The following is a 16,415-nucleotide window of genomic DNA, read 5'->3' as shown; positions in this document are numbered from 1 at the left end:
TTGTCATCACAGGATGAGCTGTTTCAGGGGCATCCAGAGACCCATGGCGATCATGATCAGGTTCTCGGTCAAGGACACGAATCCCAGGGGGACATTGCTGTTTCCCCCGACACAGGCGCACTTCAGCTCACGCTTGTCGATATAGACGGCCTTGAAGACCGAGATGGCGCCCACCGTGCCGATGAACAGCGCCAAGGGGGCGGCGAACCAAATCAGAGCCCCTGCCAGCATCAGGAGTCCGGCCAGGGTCTCGGCGTAGGGGTAGACGTAGCCGTAGCGGACATGGCGCTGAGCGAGCAGGTCATAGTTGAGGAACATGGTGCTGAAGCTTTCGACATCCTGCAGTTTCTGAAGCCCCAGCAGGACCATGGCGGTGGCAATCGCATATTCCGGCATGCGCAAGGAGAGGAGTGTACCGCTGGCCGCCCAGCTCACCGCCAGGCCGATCAGCAGGGAGGTCGCAAAGATGGCGATGACCGGCTGATAGGTCGTCTCCTTCTCGCCGGGCACGCTCAATCCCAGAAACGCACGAACCTCTTCATAGCCCCCCACACGCTTTTCGCCGATATAGACCTGAGGGGTGGTGTCGACCCCGGCCTGCTCCTGGAAATCCTCGATGGCCTCGCGCGAGGTGAGCGTGTGATCGTCCACCTCGTAGCCCTTGCGCTTGAGCAGGTCCACGGTCTTCAGACCGAACGGGCAGAGGTGCTCTTCCGTTTTCATGCGGTAGACGCGAGCCGTCTCGTGCTGTGTGGAAGACGCCGAAGTGACGGTACTCATGGGCTCAACCTCCTTGCGGTACCAAGAGATGACTCGGGGGCAGGATCCTGCGGCCATACGCTTACTGGCAGGCATGTTCGTGGTCACCCCACCCTGTTCAACCTAGAACCCTTGTGCCACCCAAGGGTCAAGGAGATGCTCACCGAGGCCAATCAGAACATCAGCCGTACCCCGGCCACGACCCCGGTATCCTCGGTGGAGTCGCCACTCGCTCGGGCCAGGTCGGCAGTATCGCCGTACCGTTTCTCCCAATAGGCGCCGACGTAGGGGGCGAGACGGCGGGAAACCTCGTAGCCCAGGCGCATGCCGACCCGCACGGAATTGAGCCCCTCCCCGACCCCGAATTCCTCGACCTCGCTGGCGGCCATGGCAATCTCGGTGCGCGGCTGCAGATTGAGGCGTTGCGTCAGGCGCAGGTCGTACTCCCCTTCGAAACTCCCCGAGACGTCACCCTCGTCGCTGACCTGCAGCGCAACGTCGGTCTCGATGCCATAGGGCATCACCCCCTGCAGGCCGATCACCCCATAGGTGCGCTCGGCATGGTCATCCGAGAACACACCACCCTGGTAGCCGATGCCGCCCTGGAGTTCCCAGAAGTCGGCGATCAACCGGCTATAGAGCAGCTCCAGCGATTCGAACTCGGCATCCTCGCCATCGCCCTGGACGTTCTCGCCTTCGGACTTCAGGTAGACACGGTTGACGTCGCCGCCATACCAGGCCTGGAAGTCCCAGACCAGTTCCTCGTGCCCCTTGTCGGGCACGGCGTACTCGAGTCGGTCGAACAGTGCCATGGCCATGTTGTGCTCGGCCATGGGGGACGGCCAGTCAGCGGGCGCATCGTAACCCTCCTCCGCGTAGGCAGTGGAGAACGTCAGTATGGCCAATACGGTGCCGGTTCCGCTCAGTAATCTCCTGGTTTTCATGCGCTTTCCTTATGCAACCTTGACGACCCGGAACATGCCGGCATCCATGTGGTACAGCAGGTGGCAGTGGAAGGCCCAGCTGCCCTCGGCGTCGGCGGTGATCAGCGCCGAGACGCGCTCCCCGGGCTTGACGTTCAGGGTGTGCTTGCGCGGGATCAGCTCGCCCTGACCGTTCTCCAGCTCCATCCACATGCCATGAAGATGGATGGGGTGCTCCATCATGGTGTCGTTGACCAGGATCAGGCGCAGGCGCTCGTTCTTGTTGACGCGAATGGGCCCCGTCACCTCGCTGAACTTCTTGCCGTCGAAGGACCACATGTAGCGCTCCATGTTGCCGGTGAGGTGCAGTTCCAGCTCTCGCTCCGGTTCACGGCGGTCCGGCCAGGGGGTGAAGGCCTTGAGATCCCGGTAGACCAGCACCCGACGCTCGCCGGAATCGATGCCGATGCCGGCCTGGTCGTAGCGAGAGCCCGGCTGGGCTGCCCCCGCCGCCAACATGCCGTTGGCATTCATCCTGCTGCGCTCACCCGACATGCCCTGCATGTTGGAATGGTCCATGCCCTGCATGGTGGAGTGATCCATGCCCTCCCTGTCGCCGTCCGCGCCCCGCTCCATCTCGGCGTGGTCCATGCCTTCCATATCATGGGCGCCCATGGCCTCCATGCCGCGGTCGGCGATCTTGCGACGCTCGGGAATCTCGGCCGCCATGCCCTCGCGCGGCGCCAGGGTGGCACGCGCGTAGCCGCTGCGATCCATTGCCTCGGCGAAGATGGTGTAGGCGGAGTCGTCCTCGGGCGTGACAAGGACGTCATAGGTCTCGGCCACCCCAATGCGGAACTCGTCGACGGGAACCGGCTGTACCGGCTGGCCGTCGGCTGATACCACGGTCATCTTCAACCCTGGAATACGCAGGTCGAAGTAGGACATCGCCGAGCCGTTGATCACCCGCAGGCGTACCCGCTCACCGGCCTGGAACAGCGCCGTCCAGTTTTCCTCCGGCGAGTGACCATTGAGCAGGTAGCTGTAGGTGCTGCCCGTGACGTCGGCGATATCGCGCGAGCTCATGCGCATCTTCGCCCACATGCCGCGCATCTCGGCGGTCGCCGCAAGGCCCTTCTCGCGCACGTCGGCGAAGAAGTCGGCGATGGTGCGCTCCTGGAAGTTGTAGTAGCCCTCGGAGGTCTTCAGGTTGCGGAAGACCGACATGGGGTCCTCGAAGGTCCAGTCGGTGAGCAGCAGCACATGCTCACGGTCGTAGCGGAAGGGCTCGCGCTCGGCGGCATCGATGATCAGCGGACCGGCATGGCCGAGCTGCTCCTGCAGGCCGGAGTGGCTGTGATACCAGTAGGTACCGTTCTGGTGAACGGGGAAACGGTAGGTGAAGGTCTCGCCCGGCGCGATGCCGGGAAAGCTCACCCCAGGCACGCCATCCATCCCGGGCGGCAGGATCAGCCCATGCCAGTGGATGGACGTGGGCTCGTCGAGCAGGTTGGTGACTCGCAGCACGGCGTCCTGGCCTTCCTTGAGTCGGATCATCGGCCCGGGGCTGGTGCCATTGATGCTGAACGGCCGTGCCTCCTTGCCATCGATCGGGATCGATTCGCGGCGGATGGCCAGCGACACTTCGGGACCCTCTTCGATGCCCTTGGAATAGATATTGGTCTGCCCCCAAGGGTTGGCCCAGCTGGGACGCAAGCCCAGGGCCGCTGCCGACCCAAGACCAAGCGCCGCCCCGCCTTTCAGGATCTGACGGCGTGACAGCGGGTGGGTGATGACGCGCGCGCTTGCCATGTGTGACTCCCGTCAATGTCTGGTCGCAGCATCTTGACGGGTCAAGCTGAATCACAGCTGAACGTGAAGGCTCACGGAAGGCACTCGCCGACAGGCACCGTGATCTCCACGCGCAATCCCCCGAGGGAGCTCGGCGCGAACCGAACCCGCCCCGAGTAGCGTGTCAGCAGCTGATTCAGGATCGAGAGGCCAAGGCCGTAGCCGGGCTGGCTCTCGTCCAGGCGTCTGCCGCGTTGGCCGAGACTGGGCAGGTCCGCTTCGGCCACCCCGGGCCCATCGTCCTCGACGAGAATGGTGAGACAGCCATCCAGGCGCAGCTGGCAGTGAACCTGGTGGGAGGCCCATTTGCCGGCATTATCCAGCACGATACCGAGCATCTCGGACAGGTCCTGTGATTCGACAGGAATACGCTGGTCGAGCCGATCCGGCAGGCTCAGGCGGAACCGCTTGTCTGGGTAGAGGGCGCGGAACATCTCCACCAGTCGAGAGCCGTCGTGGCGCAGCTCCGACATGCGCCCGGCGTGAGGACCGGCGATTCTCGAACGGCGCAGCTCGGCATCCAGCTGGGCATGAACCACGTCCAGGCGCTCCACCAGCCGCCGGCGGCGCGACTCATCGATGGGGCGGGTACCACGCAACACCTGGGTCACCGCCGCCAGCGGCGTCTTGAGGGCGTGGGAGAGGTTGGCTACCGAGTCGCGAGAGCGCTGCAGGCGACTATCGATCTCGTCCATGAAGCGGTTGAGCTGCATGACCAGATCGTCCAGTTCGGATGGCACATCCAGGGAGAGACGCTCGCGCTCCCCCCTGCGCAGCTCGCCCAGCTGGTCGTGCAGCCGTGAAAGGGGAATAAGCCCACGATTGACCGCCAGCAGATTGAGCGCCACGAGCATCACCAGCAGGGCTGCCGCGATACCGCCGACCCACCAGTGCAAGCGGTGGAGCCCCGCTTCCACCTGCGAGAAGTCCTCGCCGATCAGCAGCACCCCATCCTCGCCGTTGAGCACGAAGGGCTGCCGATAGACCAGCAGGTGCTGCTGCCCTTCCCGCACCTCCACGAGCGTTTCGCTGGACGCACCGAGCAGCGACTGCAGCGCTGCCTGCCAGCGCGGATCCGAGGCCGAGGTGTCATCGCCGAGGCGCAACACGTAGAGGTGGTGGAAGACCTGGAAACCGCGACTGGCCGAATCCAGCACGGCGGCGGTGGAGAGGTAGTCGCGCCGCAGCTGCTCGATGGCATGTGCGGCTTCACGCTCGAGCCGCGCCCCGAGGAAGTCGCGCGCCAGATCCTTCAGCAGGATGCCATGCAGCAGCCAGGTCATCCCGGTCACCACCAGGGCGATGCCTGACAGCCACGCCAGCAGCCGGATACGCAGGCTGCGCCGATCAAGGCGTGACGAAGACATAACCCTGGCCCCGCCGGGTCTGGATGATCGACTTGCCCAGATAGCGCCGCAGCCGCGCGATGTAGACCTCGATGAGGTTGGGTGCCGCCGCATCCTGATCCAGGGTATAGAGCTGGTTGAGGAGGTGGTCCTTGGAAAGAACGCGCCCCGGGTGGTGCATGAAGTAGCGCAGCAGGAGAAATTCGGTGCCGGTGAGGGAGTGCCAGGTCCCACCATCGACACGGACACGCTGGTTCGCCTCATCCAGCGAGACGCCATTGAGCGTCAGCTCCCGGGACAGGTGTCCGGACTTCCGGCGCAGCAGCGCCATCACCCTGGCGATGAGCTCGGCTTCATGGAAGGGCTTCGTCATGTAGTCATCCGCACCGCCTTCGAGTCCGACCACCTTGTCTTCCCAGGTGTCGCGCGCGGTGAGAATCAGCACCGGCAAGTCCCGGCCTTGCTTGCGCCACTGCTTGAGCAGATCCAGCCCGGAACCGTCTGGAAGGCCAAGGTCGAGGATCGCGAGCTCATAGTGCTCGGTTGCCATGAGCAACGTGGCCACTCTCAGTGAAGTGGCCAGATCGACACGGTAACCGTTGTCCCTCAGACACTCGACCAGGCTCTCGGCGAGCAGGTCGTCATCTTCGAGCAGCAACAGTTTCATGGAGGCGGGTCACTCCCGGATATCGATGTTCCCCGACATGCCTGATTCGTAGTGCCCGGGCAGGTTGCAGGCGTATTCGAGGCGCTCCACGTTGCCCGGAGCGGTCCACACGAGTTCGGCGGTCTCACCGGGGGCGATGGTCACGGCAGGCATCTCGCCGCCATGCGCCCCCTCCGCCATGTCGTGGCCGCCGTGTCCCTCATGGCCGTCGCCGTGGCTGCCATCCATCTCCTGCATCATCTCGCGATGCGCCTCCTGGGCCTGAGCGTCGCCGATAACGAACTCGTGCTCGATATTACCGGTGTTGGTGATCTCGAAGCGAATGGTCTCGCCCGGCGCCACCTCGATCCCCTCGGGATCGAACCACATGTCGCCCGCCTCGACGCGAATGGTGCGGTCGACGTCGGCCTCGCTTGTCGCTGCGTGGGAAGCGTCGTGCTGCCCGGCAGCAAAGGCCGTCGTGGTCGTCAGCCCCAGGACCAGGGCCAGAAGCATCTTGCGCATGATCGATGGTACCTCTCGTGTCGTATCAGGGGAGACTCGGTTGTACCGCAACAACCTGAAACGAGGCTGAACTCGGCCAAAAGGGTTTCGCTGCAACGCGACATCTTGACCTTGGGGCCGCCCATGGGTTGTAGGCTTATAACGATAGCTAGCTCGCCTTCTTCTGCCGAGGAAGTCAACTTCTCTACTATCCGCAAGATGAGGGGAAATACCATGGTCAAGTACAAGCAGTTTCTCGCCGTCGTCCTGGCCGCCAGCATGGGGATCGTCGCCAGTGGCACCGCTGCTGCCCAGGGTATGCAGCAGGGCGCCCATGGGCCTGGCGGCATGATGATGGGCGGCCAGGGCGGTATGGGCCCCGGCATGATGATGGGCGGCCAGGGCAACATGGGCCCCGGCATGATGATGGGCGGCCAGGGCGGCATGGGCCCCAGCATGATGATGGGTGGCCAGGGCGGCATGGCCGGAATCCTCGACGAGGAGCAGCTGAGTTCCCTGCGCGAGATGCGCAGGGAGCACCGTTCCGCCCACTTCGAACGCATGGGCGAGATGATGAACCTGCGTGACGACATGATGCTGCTGATGCAGGCAGAGCGCCCGGATCCGGAGGAAGTGCAGGCCCTCCATGGTCAGATGGCCACCCTCCACGGCGAGATGATGGCGGACAAGGTGCGCATGCGGAATCGGATGCAGGACCTGCTGACCGACGAGCAGCGCGAACAGTTGAAGCAGGGCGCCTCTTCTCGCAAAAGCCCGCAGTGAACCTGATGCCCGCCGCCTGGCGGGCACCGCTCAGCCATCCCGTTCTCTCTTGCGCTGGATCAATGTGGCGACTCGCACGACTGGCGCAGAATGACGTAGCGATGACGAGGAAATCACCATGACCGCCAAGGCCGGACAACTGCATCTCACCCGAGGAGGACGCCTGTTGGCGTTTCTGCTCGCGGTGCTGCTGTCGGTGACCAGCCTGGCCGGCCAGGCGGCCATGGAGAGCTGCGCCGCTGACTGCAGCACGACCCAGGTCGAGATGTTCGATCACGCCGACCCCGAATGCGCCGGCTGCGCGGCCCTGGCGGCGATGCCCCTCGTCACTCCTGCCACCCCCGATACCCTGGCCGACACCGACGGACCGGCCGCGGTCGAATTCATCGCCCCGCCCCCGCGCGAACCTCCCAGACCCTGACCGTGCCTCTATCACCTCGGTGAAGCTGGCCCTCCGCCTGCCACCGGATTTACCTGTGCACTTTCGTCAGGAGTCTCGACATGATGAGCACCGACTGCTTCGCCCTCATGGGCTCCATGGGCTGGATCGGCTGGCTGATGCCGCTGGCCTTCATGCTGCTGCTGGGCCTCGGCATCGCCGCCCTGGCCAAATATGTCTTCACGTCCCGTCGCTCCCAGGAGGACCGCTCATGAACCGCATCGCCCCCACCCTCGTCCTCTCCACCGCCCTGCTGGCCGGCGCTGCTACCGCCCAGGCCGCCCTGCCGGACGAGGCCACGCTCTACAAGAACCCGCAGTGCGGCTGCTGCGATGGCTATGCCGAACATCTCGAGGAGATGGGCATCGAGGTCACCGTCATCGACGACCGGGATCTCGGTCAGATCAAGGAAGCCTCGGGCCTCCCCTACGGACTCGGCTCCTGCCACACCATCGAGATGGGCGAGTACGTGATCGAGGGCCATGTGCCGCTGGCGGCGGTGGAGACGCTGTTCGAGGAGCGGCCGGCCATCGATGGCATCGGCCTCGCCGGCATGCCCATCGGCACCCCCGGCATGCCCGGCCCCCAGCAGGCACCCTACGAGGTCTACCAGTTCACCGACCGACAGGAGGCGGCCTTCATGACGCTCTGAGGGGGGCCCATCCCGCTCATCTCTCGCGAGAGGACGCCCCGGCTAAGGCCGGGGCGTTTCAGGTTCTCACCCGCTACCCGTGGAACCCCGCCGGGCCCTGAGGGCCCGACGCCCCTCTTGCCCATTGCAGGACCTGCCTGAAGCCTCAGGCCTCGCCGGTGAGTCGCCGCTGCCGCCGCGCGCGTAGGATCATGCGGTAACGCGAGCGGATCTCGTCGCGCTCCATGTAGCAGCCCTGCAGCCAGCGATGGCCTTTACTGCCCTCGAAGGCGTCACGGGCATGCAGCAGCCGGCGGTTGTCGAAGATCACCAGGTCGCCGGGCCGGTAGGTGAAGCGGATGGCGAAGGCCGGTTCGTGCAGCAGCCGCTGCAGGGTCATCAGCGCCTCGTAGGCCGATTCCACCTCCGCGAAGGGTGCCTGCAGGGGACCGCGCAGGAAGTCGGCGATGCGCACCTCGAGCAGTTCGCCGCGCGCGTCGAGGCGGATCATCGGCGCGTACCAGACGTAGTCGGTGGTCCGGGCGGTATTGGCGTAGCACCAGCGCACCCGGATCAGGGTGGCGAAGGCCTCGGGATGTCGCTCGCGCAGCGCCTCGGCCACGGCGAAGCCGTCGAGCATCACCGCCTCGCCGCCTTCCACGCTGTTCTCCAGGCAGTGCAGCATCTGCAGCCCCGGCTGGTATTCCCGGGTCGGCAGGTCGACGTGGGGCGGCAGGGCAATGGCGGTGTAGGCGTTGGAGTCCGGGTCCGGCTTGGCCTTGACGTCGAACAGCAGCCCGAAGTTGGTGGGTCGCAGCGGCCCGATGCGCCGGGCGATGGCCTCCAGCGAGCCGGGCCGGGTGGGCAGGCCACGCAGGCGCACCAGCCCCTTGCCCAGCACGCTTTCCAGGGCCGGGGCGAGGATCGCCTCCTCGGCCTCGCCGCCCGCTTCGGTGTCGAGCAGGCCGACGGCGTCGAGGCTGTCCGGGCCTTCCCCGGGGCCGCCCTGCCAGGTGGTCACTGGCACCGGCGGCGCCTCGGGATCGACGGCGTTGTCGTAGTCGTGGGCGCGCAGCCAGCCGGGATGGAAGCGTAGACGGCGATCCTCGGGGGCGAAGGTCACGCACAGCGCGCCGGCGTCATCGATCTCGGCGCCGGTGATCTCCGGCCAGCCGGGCAGGGTGGAGAGATCCAGGATGCGCTCGCGGGTCGCCGGGTTGACGGTGGACTCGTCGGCGGCGTTCTCGCGCAGCCAGATGCCGTGGTAGCGGCTCTCACGCCCATCGTCCCAGCGCACCGCCACCAGGCGCGGGGAGAAGGAGACGGTCTCGAGGTCGGCCTCGATGGGCCAGGCATCGTAGTCGGGCGTCTGAGGAAGTTCTCGGGGCATCTCGGCCTCCTGGGCGTTACAGAGGAGAAGGGGGGAGCGCAGGAGCGGACTCAGCGGCGTATGCCGATGGTGCGCCCGGCCAGCGCCGGCCAGGCGTCCCGCGCGGCGTGGGGCAGCGCGGCGATGGCGGCCTCGATGGGCGCGGGGAAGGGCGCCGGGCGCCCCGCCTGGCTGTCGATGCCCATCAACATCTCCTCGCTGGTGGCCAGCAGGGTGCCCGCCTCGTCGAACAGCTCGAAGAAGACGTGCAGACGCTTGGCATCGCGATCCAGCAGGGTCAGTTCGACCCTGAGCGGCTGCCCCTCGTGGGCCTCGCGGCGGTAGCAGAGGTGGGTCTCCAGGGTGTAGATCGTGACGCCATGACGGGCGCGGCCGGCGGCGTCCAGGCCGATGCGATCCATCAGCGCTTCCACCGCCAGGGAGAACACCCGGGCGTACTCCGCGTCGTTCATGTGGCCGTTGTAGTCGACCCACTCGGGGGCGACGCGGCTCTCCAGGATCACCATCAGATGCGTCCCTCCAGGCCTTCGGCTTCGGGCCAGTACTTGTGTACCAGGTCGAGCAGCTCGACCAGGAAGTCGTCGCGGCGGCGGTCCAGCTCGGCCACCGGGCGACCGGCGGCCTGGTGCTCGCAGCCCTCCACCACGCGGTCGATCAGCTCGTCGGTGAGCTCGGGGGCTTCCAGTTTCGTCCAGGGCAGCTTCAACGCCGGGCCGAACTGCTCGAGCATATGGCGCATGCCCTGCTCGCCGCCGGCCAGGTGGAAGGTGAGGAAGGTGCCCATCAGCGACCAGCGCAGCCCACAGCCGTAGACCACGGCGGCATCGATCTCCTCGGTGGTGGCCACGCCGTCGTTGACCAGGTGGAGCGCCTCGCGCCACAGCGCCTCCATCAGGCGGTCGGCGATATGCCCCTCGATCTCGCGGCGCACCACCAGGGGGCGCATGGCCAGCGCCTGGTAGAGGGCCTGGGCGCGCTCGATGTGCCCGGGTTCGGTGGCCTCGCCGCCCACCAGCTCCACCAGCGGCAGCAGGTAGACCGGGTTGAAGGGGTGGGCGACAATCACCCGGCCCGGCGCCCGGGGGCAGTCGTGCTGCAGGTCGCTGGGCTTGAAGCCGGAAGTGGAGGAGCCGATGACCACGCCCTCCTCGGCGGCGGCGTCCAGGGCGGCGAGGACCTCTCGCTTGAGTGCCAGGCGCTCGGGGACGTTCTCCTGGATCAGGTCGGCGCCCTGGACGGCGGCTTCCAGGCTATCCACGAAGGTCAGCCGCTGGGGGCTGGCGCCCTCGGCCAGGCCCAGGCGCTCGAGGGATCCCCAGGCGTTATCGACGAAGGCACGGGTGCGCGCGGGGGCCTCGGGGTCGGGGTCGAAGGCCACCACGTCCCAGCCGCGGGCCAGGGCGCGGGCGATCCAGCCGTTGCCGATCACCCCGGTACCGATCACGGAGAGTTGGCGGCTCATGCCCCACCTCCTGGGACCTGTGCAACGACCTCACCGGTGCGCGGGTCGCGCAGCCTGAGGTGGGCGCGGGTCTCGGCCGGCGTCATCACCCGGCCACCGAGGTTCTCGATGATGTCCCCGGCCTTCTCGACCAGCCCGCCGTTGGTGGCGAGCACCCCCTTCTTGAGGTAGAGGTTGTCCTCCAGGCCGACCCGGGCGTGGCCGCCGAGCAGCATCGCCTGGGCGACCATGGGCATCTGCTGGCGGCCGATGCCGAAGGCCGCCCAGTTGGCGTTTCTCGGCAGTCTGTTGCGCATCGCCAGCATGGACTCGGTGTCGGCCTCTGCGCCCCAGGGAATGCCCAGGCAAAGCTGGTAGAGGGGGTCGCCATCGATCAGGCCCTCCTCCTGCAGCTGGCGGGCGAACCAGACGTGGCCGAGGTCGAAGCACTCGAGCTCCGGCTTGACGCCGGCGGCCTGCACCAGGCGGGCGTGCTCGCGCAGCCAGTCGGCGGGGTTCACGTAGACCATGTCACCGAAGTTGAGGCTGCCACAGTCCAGGGTGCAGAGCTCCGGCAGCAGCGCACCCACCGGCTCGTGGCGCTGGGCGGGGGTCTGGATGTCGGTGCCCGGGCCACCCCGGGCAGGGTCCTCAGCATCGGGGATCCAGTCGCCGCCGCCGCCGGCGGTGATGTTCATGACGATGTCGACATCCGCCTCGCGCACCCGCTCCATCACCTCGCGGAAATGGTCGACGGAGTGGCTGATGGCGCCGGTCTCGGGGTCGCGCACGTGGATATGGGCCACGCTGGCGCCGGCGCGGGCGGCCGCGATGCAGTCGTCGGCGATCTGCTTCGGCGTGACGGGGACGTTGGGGTTCTTGGCGGTGGTGTCGCCGGCGCCGGTGACGGCGCAGGTCAGGATGACATGGCGGTTCACGTTCGGCCTCCTGTGGCTCAACAAGGATGTGCCTACAGTGTGGGGGCATCCCGGCCTGACGCTTTGACGCAGCGCGACGAAAATTCCACATTAAGCGACATTTCTGCCAACCCATGTCGTCAGCGGAGAGCAAGGTCGGTGTCTCACCTTCGAGGGGGCCGTGGAATCCGGCGTTTCACCGAACGCCGTGCGGACTCGGCACCGCCGGCACCCCCGCCATCGCCGGATAGCGCTCGCCCCCTGCCCGATTCCCTGCCGATGCTCGATACCCACCCGGACAACCCGGCGGGTCGTCCGTTGATAGCGTGTCCACAGGCAGTGCACACAATTCCCGCCAGGACGCCTAAGCTGGATGGACGACTTTCGACAATGACGACAGCATCCGAGCCTGGGCATCGGCGATGCGTTTCGAGTAGCAAAAGGGTATCGAACATGAACGAAGCAAACCTTCACCCGCATGGCGCCGTGAGCGAGCTCCGGGCGCGCATCCGCGCCAACTATGACGCCGATGAGGCAACGGTGCTGCATGGGCTTGTCGAACGACTCAAGTTGTCCGAGGACGACCGCCGCAAGGTGGCCGATGTCGGCGCCAACTACGTGGCGCGTGTGCGCAAGGAAAGGTCGCCGTCGATGATGGAGGCGTTCCTGGCCGAGTACGGACTCTCGACCGCCGAGGGCGTCGGACTCATGTGCCTGGCGGAAGCGCTGCTGCGTGTACCCGATGCGGAAACCATCGACGACCTCATCCACGACAAGATCGAGCCATCCGACTGGGGGGCGCACCTGGGCAAGTCGTCGTCGTCGATGGTCAACGCCTCGACCTGGGCGTTGATGCTGACCGGCAAGGTACTGGAAGACGACCCCAAGGGCCCGGCGCGGGCGCTGCGCGGCCTGGTGCGTCGCATGGGCGAGCCGGTAGTGCGTACCGCGGTCGGCCAGTCGATGAAGATCCTCGGGCGCCAGTTCGTGCTTGGCCAGACCATCGAGGAAGGCATGAAGAATGCCCGTGAGCTCGAGAAGCAGGGCTATACCTATTCCTACGACATGCTCGGCGAGGCGGCACGTACCGACGAAGATGCGGTCCGCTATCATCAGGCCTACGCCAAGGCGATCACTGCGATCGCCAAGCAGGCCAAGGGCGACGTGCGCGGAAGCCCCGGCATCTCGGTGAAACTCTCGGCATTGCATCCCCGTTATGAATACACCCATCGCGACACGGTGATGGCAGAACTCGTGCCGCGAGCAAAGGAGCTGGTGCAGCAGGCGGCCAAGGCCAATATCGGGTTCAACATCGATGCCGAGGAGCAGGACCGGCTGGACCTGTCCCTCGACGTCATCGAGGCGCTGATGTCCGACCCCAGCCTCGAGGGATGGGACGGTTTCGGGGTCGTGGTGCAGGCCTACGGACGCCGCGCTGCGCCAATGATCGAGACGCTCTACGACCTCGCCGAGCGGTACGACCGCAAGATCATGGTACGGCTGGTCAAGGGCGCCTACTGGGATACCGAGATCAAGCTGTCCCAGGAGATGGGGGTCAAGACCTTCCCGGTCTTCACGCGCAAGGTCAACACCGACGTCAGCTACATGGCCTGCGCCCAGATGCTGCTCGACCGGCGTGACCGCATCTATCCGCAGTTTGCGACCCACAATGCCCATACCTGCGCCGCCGTGGTGGCCATGGCGGGCGACGACAAGGACAGCTACGAGTTCCAGCGCCTGCACGGCATGGGCGAATCGCTACACCACATCGTCAAGCAGTCGGAGGGGACGCACTGCCGGATCTACGCCCCGGTGGGCGCGCATCGCGACCTGCTGGCCTACCTGGTGCGCCGTCTGCTGGAGAATGGGGCAAACTCCTCGTTCGTGAACCAGGTAGTGGACGACTCCATTCCCCCGAGCGAGGTCTCGAAGGACCCGGTGGCCGGGATGCAGCAGCTGGGCGACGCCATCGCCAGTCCGCTGATCCGCCAGCCCGGCGAGCTCTTCGCCCCCGAGCGGAAGAACTCCCGCGGCTACCGGATCAACGAACCCGCCTCGATCCTGCCGCTGTTGGCGGCGCGCGAGCGCTTCGCCGACGCCACCTGGACCGCCGGCCCCATGCTGTCGGGGAGCCCGGCACCGCAGGGACCGGCTCGCGATGCCGTGTCTCCCGCCGACGGCTCTCGCGTGGTGGGCAAGGTGCACGAGGCGACCCCGGAGGAGGTGGCGGCAGCCCTCGACGCCGCCGAGGATGGCTACCGCGACTGGTCGGCGCGGCCTGCGGCCGAGCGGGCCGAGGTCCTGCGCCGCACCGCCGACCTCTACGAGGAACACATCGCCGAGCTGACCGTGATCACGACCCGCGAGGCCGGCAAGATGATGTTCGATGGCATCGCCGAGGTGCGCGAGGCGGTGGACTTCCTGCGCTACTACGCCAACGAGGGCGAGCGGCTGGAGGCGGAAGAGCCCGGCAATGCCCGCGGCATCTTCGTCTGCATCAGCCCATGGAACTTTCCGCTGGCCATCTTCACCGGCCAGATCGCGGCGGCGCTGGCGGCGGGAAACGCCGTGCTGGCCAAGCCGGCCGAGCAGACACCGCTGATCGCCGCCCGGGCCGTCGAGCTGATGCGCGAGGCCGGCCTGCCCGAGGCGGCGCTGCAGCTGCTGCCCGGTGACGGGCCGACGGTGGGCGGGCCGCTGACCAGCGATGCGCGGATTGCAGGCGTCTGCTTCACCGGCTCGACCCCGGTAGCGCAGATCATCCACAAGGCCCTGGCGCAGAATGCGGGGCCGGATGCGGTGCTGATCGCGGAGACCGGCGGACTGAATGCCATGATCGTGGACTCCACGGCACTGACCGAGCAGGCGGTACGCGACATCCTGATCTCCTCCTTCCAGTCGGCCGGCCAGCGCTGCTCGGCGCTCAGGATGCTGTACGTCCAGGAAGAGGCGCGCGACCGCCTGCTCCACATGCTCGATGGCGCCATGGACGCGCTCACCATCGGCGATCCCTGGAACACCGACACCGACGTCTCGCCGGTGATCGACGCCGAGGCCCAGGCCGACATCAACGCCTATGTGGCGGCGCAGGAAAAGGGCGGCAAGGTGCTGAAGAAACTGTCCGCGCCGGACGTCGGCACCTTCGTGACACCGGCCGTGGTCAAGGTCGGGGGCATCGAGGATCTCGAGCGCGAGATCTTCGGCCCGGTCCTGCACGTGGCCACCTTCAAGGCGCGGGACATCGACAAGGTGGTCGACGCGATCAATGACAGGGGATACGGCCTGACCTTCGGCCTGCATACCCGGATCGACGACCGCGTGCAGCAGATCGTCGAGCGTGTCCATGTCGGCAACATCTATGTCAACCGCAACCAGATCGGCGCCATCGTCGGCTCCCAGCCCTTCGGGGGCGAAGGTCTCTCGGGCACCGGGCCCAAGGCCGGCGGTCCCCTTTACGTCACCCGCTTCCGCCGCACCGCCGCAGCAGAGCGCCATGACGCGCCGAAAGGGCGAACCGTGACACTCGGCGACCTCCAGTCGGCCCTCGACGGGCTGGACGCGCGCAACTGGGCGGCGCGACCCGACCGGGTCGAGGTGCTGCGCAAGGCGCTTTCCGGCAAGGGCGGCGTGGTCCGAAAGGCGCTCGCCGAGACCGCGGCCCTGGACATGACACCGCAGACGCTGCCGGGGCCGACGGGGGAAAGCAACCGCCTGGCCATGTACCCGAAGGGCCCGGTGCTCTGCCTCGGGCCGACCCTGGACATCGCCGTCGCCCAGGCAGCGCAGGCGCTCGGTGCGGGCTGCCCGGCGGTACTCGTCGCCCCGGGCGCGGCGCAGGCCGTTCAGCCGCTGATCGATGCCGGGGCGCCCGTCGCCGCGCTCGAGGGCAGCGTCGAGGCCGAGACGCTGACCGCGGTCAAGGGTATCGAGGCCGTGGCCGCTGCCGGCGACAGCGACTGGACCCGCGAGCTGCGCATCGCGCTCGCCAAGCGCGACGGTGCCATCGTGTCGCTGGAGACCCAGACCATCTCGCCGGAGCGCTATGCGGTGGAGCGCCATCTGTGCATCGACACCACCGCCGCGGGTGGCAACGCAAGCCTGCTGGCGACGGCCGAGTAGACTCGACGGGCTGCTCTGCCAGGCGACACCACGGACCCCCTCCCGGACGCCGAGGGGGCGTAACCCACCCGAGAGAAGCGCGACACCTGCGACCAGGCTGGAGCGTTTCCAGCAACGACGCCGGGGCCTTGAACCCGGCGTTCTTCGTAGGTGCGTCAGTCACGCGCTGCGCGCCATGCCTGACGCACATCGAAAACAGGCCGCCGATCATGGATCGGCGGCCTGTGGTATTACGTCATCGCGGCCCGCGCGGCGGGCCAGGAGTTACTTGGCCTTGGGAGTGGCTTCCTTGACGGCCTTGGTGGCGGTCTCGGTGGTCTCCTTGGCGCTTTCCTGGGCCTGCTTGACGCTGCCCTCGGTCAGCTTCTGGCTTTCCTGAACGAACTCCTGCTGCAGGGCCATCACCTTCTCGGCATCACCCTTCAGGCGCTCGGTCAGGTCCTGGACCACCTGCTGCTGGCCTTCCAGATAGCCCTTCAGGCCTTCGGCGTCCTTGACCTCGGTCAGGCTGCGCAGCTGCGCCAGGTTGATGTCGGCATAGACCTTGGTGGCCTCGAGCTGGGTATTGACCAGCTTCTCGGTGAAGTCGACGGAGAGGGCGGCGAAAGCCCGCGCCGGGGCGAAGAAAACGGACTCAAGCTGGGCGGTGTCAAATTGCTTGGCGTC

Annotated in this window: 16 protein-coding genes; 5 read left to right on the top strand and 11 right to left on the bottom strand. The window is 66.8% G+C overall.

The genetic code is table 11. The features are described 5' to 3' along the window. Positions 1–6: 6 nt before the first annotated feature. From QLQ86_RS00090 to QLQ86_RS00065, 6 genes are all read right to left on the bottom strand, one after another. Positions 7–780 (bottom strand): glutaredoxin, encoded by a 774-nt coding sequence (locus QLQ86_RS00090; protein ID WP_282815555.1) that lies wholly within the window; start codon positions 778–780, stop codon positions 7–9. A 152-nt stretch (positions 781–932) separates the two neighbouring features. Then, positions 933–1,703: a copper resistance protein B gene (locus tag QLQ86_RS00085; protein WP_282815554.1), complete on the bottom strand. Its 771-nt coding sequence runs from the start codon at positions 1,701–1,703 to the stop codon at positions 933–935. A 9-nt stretch (positions 1,704–1,712) separates the two neighbouring features. Next, positions 1,713–3,494: a copper resistance system multicopper oxidase gene (locus tag QLQ86_RS00080; RefSeq protein ID WP_282815553.1), complete on the bottom strand. Its 1,782-nt coding sequence runs from the start codon at positions 3,492–3,494 to the stop codon at positions 1,713–1,715. A 71-nt stretch (positions 3,495–3,565) separates the two neighbouring features. Next, on the bottom strand, positions 3,566–4,900 hold the full coding sequence (locus tag QLQ86_RS00075; protein WP_282815552.1) for an ATP-binding protein: 1,335 nt from the start codon (positions 4,898–4,900) through the stop codon (positions 3,566–3,568). Further along, positions 4,881–5,546 carry a response regulator transcription factor gene (locus QLQ86_RS00070; protein ID WP_282815551.1) on the bottom strand — a complete coding sequence of 222 codons (666 nt, stop codon included), beginning with the start codon at positions 5,544–5,546 and terminating at the stop codon, positions 4,881–4,883. Before QLQ86_RS00070 ends, QLQ86_RS00075 begins: the two co-directional genes overlap by 20 nt. 9 nt (positions 5,547–5,555) lie before the next feature. Next, positions 5,556–6,050 carry a cupredoxin domain-containing protein gene (locus QLQ86_RS00065; RefSeq protein WP_282733622.1) on the bottom strand — a complete coding sequence of 165 codons (495 nt, stop codon included), beginning with the start codon at positions 6,048–6,050 and terminating at the stop codon, positions 5,556–5,558. Between the two features lie 213 nt (positions 6,051–6,263). Between QLQ86_RS00065 and QLQ86_RS00060 the strand changes: the two genes are divergently transcribed. From QLQ86_RS00060 to QLQ86_RS00045, 4 genes are all read left to right on the top strand, one after another. Next, positions 6,264–6,812, top strand: a complete 549-nt coding sequence (locus QLQ86_RS00060) for a Spy/CpxP family protein refolding chaperone (protein WP_282815550.1) — start codon at positions 6,264–6,266, stop codon at positions 6,810–6,812. Positions 6,813–6,930: 118 nt separating this feature from the next. Continuing rightward, on the top strand, positions 6,931–7,233 hold the full coding sequence (locus QLQ86_RS00055; protein ID WP_282815549.1) for a hypothetical protein: 303 nt from the start codon (positions 6,931–6,933) through the stop codon (positions 7,231–7,233). A gap of 80 nt (positions 7,234–7,313) precedes the next feature. Further along, positions 7,314–7,466, top strand: coding sequence for a hypothetical protein (locus QLQ86_RS00050; RefSeq protein WP_166644568.1), 153 nt, complete (start codon positions 7,314–7,316; stop codon positions 7,464–7,466). Then, the gene (locus QLQ86_RS00045) at positions 7,463–7,903 is read left to right on the top strand and encodes a DUF411 domain-containing protein (protein WP_282815548.1); all 441 of its coding nucleotides are present in this window, start codon (positions 7,463–7,465) and stop codon (positions 7,901–7,903) included. Before QLQ86_RS00050 ends, QLQ86_RS00045 begins: the two co-directional genes overlap by 4 nt. A 145-nt stretch (positions 7,904–8,048) precedes the next feature. On the opposite strand, the gene QLQ86_RS00040 is transcribed toward QLQ86_RS00045, so the two are convergent. Genes QLQ86_RS00040 through QLQ86_RS00025 form a run of 4 tightly spaced genes read right to left on the bottom strand, consistent with a single transcriptional unit; the run spans position 8,049 to position 11,651 of the window. Continuing rightward, a complete protein-coding gene (locus QLQ86_RS00040) occupies positions 8,049–9,272 on the bottom strand; it encodes a TauD/TfdA family dioxygenase (RefSeq protein ID WP_282815547.1) in 1,224 nt (407 codons plus the stop codon). A gap of 50 nt (positions 9,273–9,322) precedes the next feature. Continuing rightward, the gene (locus tag QLQ86_RS00035; RefSeq protein WP_282734010.1) at positions 9,323–9,778 is read right to left on the bottom strand and encodes a thioesterase family protein; all 456 of its coding nucleotides are present in this window, start codon (positions 9,776–9,778) and stop codon (positions 9,323–9,325) included. Then, positions 9,778–10,734 carry an L-carnitine dehydrogenase gene (locus QLQ86_RS00030; RefSeq protein WP_282815546.1) on the bottom strand — a complete coding sequence of 319 codons (957 nt, stop codon included), beginning with the start codon at positions 10,732–10,734 and terminating at the stop codon, positions 9,778–9,780. Before QLQ86_RS00030 ends, QLQ86_RS00035 begins: the two co-directional genes overlap by 1 nt. Further along, entirely contained in the window at positions 10,731–11,651 is a 921-nt protein-coding gene (locus QLQ86_RS00025; RefSeq protein ID WP_282734008.1) for a BKACE family enzyme, read from the bottom strand. Before QLQ86_RS00025 ends, QLQ86_RS00030 begins: the two co-directional genes overlap by 4 nt. 432 nt (positions 11,652–12,083) lie before the next feature. Here QLQ86_RS00025 and putA point away from each other — a divergent pair, with 432 nt between their 5' ends. Continuing rightward, complete coding sequence (putA, locus tag QLQ86_RS00020) at positions 12,084–15,749, top strand: bifunctional proline dehydrogenase/L-glutamate gamma-semialdehyde dehydrogenase PutA (protein WP_282734007.1); 3,666 nt, start codon at positions 12,084–12,086, stop codon at positions 15,747–15,749. Positions 15,750–16,013: 264 nt separating this feature from the next. On the opposite strand, the gene QLQ86_RS00015 is transcribed toward putA, so the two are convergent. Next, positions 16,014–16,415, bottom strand: a 402-nt coding sequence (locus QLQ86_RS00015) for a phasin family protein (protein ID WP_282815545.1), incomplete at its 5' end; no start/stop codon positions are given.

It is taken from the genome of Halomonas rhizosphaerae (genome assembly GCF_030012485.1).
GTDB lineage: Bacteria > Pseudomonadota > Gammaproteobacteria > Pseudomonadales > Halomonadaceae > Halomonas > Halomonas rhizosphaerae.
Note: the sequence above shows the minus strand (reverse complement) of the source record. Positions and strands in the feature narration are given on the sequence as shown.

Excerpts from the sequence above, each read along its gene's own strand:
- QLQ86_RS00045 (WP_282815548.1), top strand. The coding sequence starts at position 7,463 with ATGAACCGCATCGCCCCCACCCTCGTCCTCTCCACCGCCCTGCTGGCC.
- QLQ86_RS00080 (WP_282815553.1), bottom strand. The coding sequence starts at position 3,494 with ATGGCAAGCGCGCGCGTCATCACCCACCCGCTGTCACGCCGTCAGATC.
- QLQ86_RS00040 (WP_282815547.1), bottom strand. The coding sequence starts at position 9,272 with ATGCCCCGAGAACTTCCTCAGACGCCCGACTACGATGCCTGGCCCATC.
- QLQ86_RS00085 (WP_282815554.1), bottom strand. The coding sequence starts at position 1,703 with ATGAAAACCAGGAGATTACTGAGCGGAACCGGCACCGTATTGGCCATA.
- putA (WP_282734007.1), top strand. The coding sequence starts at position 12,084 with ATGAACGAAGCAAACCTTCACCCGCATGGCGCCGTGAGCGAGCTCCGG.
- QLQ86_RS00030 (WP_282815546.1), bottom strand. The coding sequence starts at position 10,734 with ATGAGCCGCCAACTCTCCGTGATCGGTACCGGGGTGATCGGCAACGGC.
- QLQ86_RS00060 (WP_282815550.1), top strand. The coding sequence starts at position 6,264 with ATGGTCAAGTACAAGCAGTTTCTCGCCGTCGTCCTGGCCGCCAGCATG.
- QLQ86_RS00065 (WP_282733622.1), bottom strand. The coding sequence starts at position 6,050 with ATGCGCAAGATGCTTCTGGCCCTGGTCCTGGGGCTGACGACCACGACG.
- QLQ86_RS00070 (WP_282815551.1), bottom strand. The coding sequence starts at position 5,546 with ATGAAACTGTTGCTGCTCGAAGATGACGACCTGCTCGCCGAGAGCCTG.
- QLQ86_RS00075 (WP_282815552.1), bottom strand. The coding sequence starts at position 4,900 with ATGTCTTCGTCACGCCTTGATCGGCGCAGCCTGCGTATCCGGCTGCTG.
- QLQ86_RS00090 (WP_282815555.1), bottom strand. The coding sequence starts at position 780 with ATGAGTACCGTCACTTCGGCGTCTTCCACACAGCACGAGACGGCTCGC.
- QLQ86_RS00055 (WP_282815549.1), top strand. The coding sequence starts at position 6,931 with ATGACCGCCAAGGCCGGACAACTGCATCTCACCCGAGGAGGACGCCTG.
- QLQ86_RS00050 (WP_166644568.1), top strand. The coding sequence starts at position 7,314 with ATGATGAGCACCGACTGCTTCGCCCTCATGGGCTCCATGGGCTGGATC.
- QLQ86_RS00035 (WP_282734010.1), bottom strand. The coding sequence starts at position 9,778 with ATGGTGATCCTGGAGAGCCGCGTCGCCCCCGAGTGGGTCGACTACAAC.